The following is a 1,967-nucleotide window of genomic DNA, read 5'->3' as shown; positions in this document are numbered from 1 at the left end:
CCGGGCATGGCCCGGCGCTACCAGTAGCGTGTTGCCGGCCAGCGACCGGCACTACCGATCAGGCAAACCCATCGGTGGCGCGCACCAGCGCGTCCACGTTCTCCACTTCAAATGCGGAGTGGCCCGAGGCCGGGGTGATCTCGAGCTTGGCCTTCGACCAGACCTTGGTCAGGTCCCAGGCGTTGGCCAGCGGGCACACCACGTCGTAGCGGCCGTGCACGATCACGCCCGGGATATCGGCGATGCGGTGCGCGTCGCGCAGCAGCTGGTCCTCCACCTCGAAGAAGCCACCGTTGACGAAGTAGTGGTTCTCGATGCGGGCGAACGCCAGAGCGAAGTGCGGGTCTTCGTGGCTGTTGATGAAGTCATCATCGACGTGCAGGAAGCTGGTCGCGCCTTCCCACACCGCCCAGGCCTTGGCCGCTTCCAGGCGCGTGGTTTCGTCTTCGCTGGTCAGGCGGCGGTGGAAGGCCGAGATCAGGTCGTGGCGCTCCACGGCCGGGATCGGCTTCAGGTAGTGCTCCCACGCATCCGGGAACAGGCGGTTGGCCCCTTCCTGGTAGAACCATTCCAGCTCCCAGCGGCGCAGCATGAAGATGCCGCGCAGGACCAGCTCGGTCACGCGCTGCGGATGGGTTTCGGCATAGGCCAGGGCCAGGGTCGAACCCCAGCTGCCACCGAACACCTGCCAGCGGTCCACTTTCAGGTGTTCGCGCAGCTTTTCGATATCGGCAACGAGGTCCCAGGTGGTGTTGTCCACCAGGTCGGCGTGCGGGGTGGAACGGCCGGCGCCACGCTGGTCGAACAGGATGATGCGGTACTTCGACGGGTCGTGGAACTGGCGCATCTTGTCGCTGCAGCCGCCGCCCGGACCACCGTGCAGCATCACCACCGGCTTGCCGTCCGGGTTGCCGCACTGTTCGAAGTACAGCGTGTGGCGGTCGTCGACCTTCAGGGTGCCGACGTCGTAGGGAGTGATGACGGGATACAGCGTACGCATGCTTGCAGCTCCAGGGTGATGCCCTGCCAAGGCAGGAGAACCTCCATTCTAGGCCGGGCGCTGGCCCAGGGTGATGCGGTCGCGCTGCTCCAGGTCCTGCGCGGTCTGCACCTGCACATAGCCTGCCTGCTCGAACAGCGCGCGGATCGCCTTACCCTGGTCCCAGCCATGCTCGATCAGCAGCCAGCCGCCGGGCAGCAGGTGTGTCTGGCCGCCGGCGACGATGCGGCGGATGTCATCCAGCCCATCCAGCCCGGAGGCCAGCGCGGTGGCCGGTTCGAAACGCAGGTCGCCCTGCTGCAGGTGCGGGTCATCGCTGGCGATGTACGGCGGGTTGCTGGCGATCAGGTCGAAGCGTTGGCCCTGCAGCGGCGCGTACCAGTCGTGCCCGCCTTCAGTGAAGCGCACGTTGCGCAGTTCATGACGGGCGGCATTCCGCGCGGCCGTCGCCAGCGCACCAGGACTGGCGTCAGTGGCCAGCACCTGGGCCTGCGGGCGCTCGCTGGCCAGTGCCAGTGCGATGGCGCCGCTGCCGGTGCCGAGGTCGGCCACCTGCAGGTCGCGATCGGCCGGCAGGCGCTCCAGCGCCAGCTCGACCAGCAGCTCGGTTTCCGGGCGCGGAATCAGGGTGGACGGGTCGACGTCCAGGTCCAGCGTCCAGAAGCCGCGGCGGCCGGTCAGGTAAGCCACCGGTTCGCCGGCCACACGGCGCGCCAGCAGGGCGTCGAAGGCGGCCAGATCGGTGGCGGGCAGCGGATCGGTGGCGTGGGCGAACAGCCAGCTGCGCGGCCGGTCCAGCACGTGCAGCAGCAGCAGTTCGGCCTCGTGGCGGGCATCGATGCCGCCGAGGCGGGCGCTGGCGTCGGCTACGGCCTGGCGCAGGGAGGGTTCTGTTTTGAAGGACATTCCTCAATTGTAGAGCCGAGCCCATGCTCGGCTCCTGCAGAGGCAGCCGAGCATGGGCTCG

2 protein-coding genes are annotated in these 1,967 nt (G+C 68.2%); both read right to left on the bottom strand.

Translation table 11 applies throughout. The annotated features are described in order from the left end of the window. Window positions 1–58 precede the first annotated feature (58 nt). On the bottom strand, window positions 59–1,000 hold the full coding sequence (pip, locus tag DCO49_RS19920; protein WP_116865453.1) for a prolyl aminopeptidase: 942 nt from the start codon (window positions 998–1,000) through the stop codon (window positions 59–61). Window positions 1,001–1,048: 48 nt separating this feature from the next. Continuing rightward, window positions 1,049–1,906, bottom strand: a complete 858-nt coding sequence (prmC, locus tag DCO49_RS19915) for a peptide chain release factor N(5)-glutamine methyltransferase (protein WP_116865452.1) — start codon at window positions 1,904–1,906, stop codon at window positions 1,049–1,051. Between the last annotated feature and the right edge of the window lie 61 nt (window positions 1,907–1,967).

The sequence above is a fragment of the Stenotrophomonas sp. SPM genome (assembly GCF_003105135.1).
Lineage (GTDB): Bacteria > Pseudomonadota > Gammaproteobacteria > Xanthomonadales > Xanthomonadaceae > Stenotrophomonas.
The sequence above is the reverse complement of the archived record's forward strand: the minus strand, read 5'-3'. Positions and strand labels throughout refer to the sequence as shown.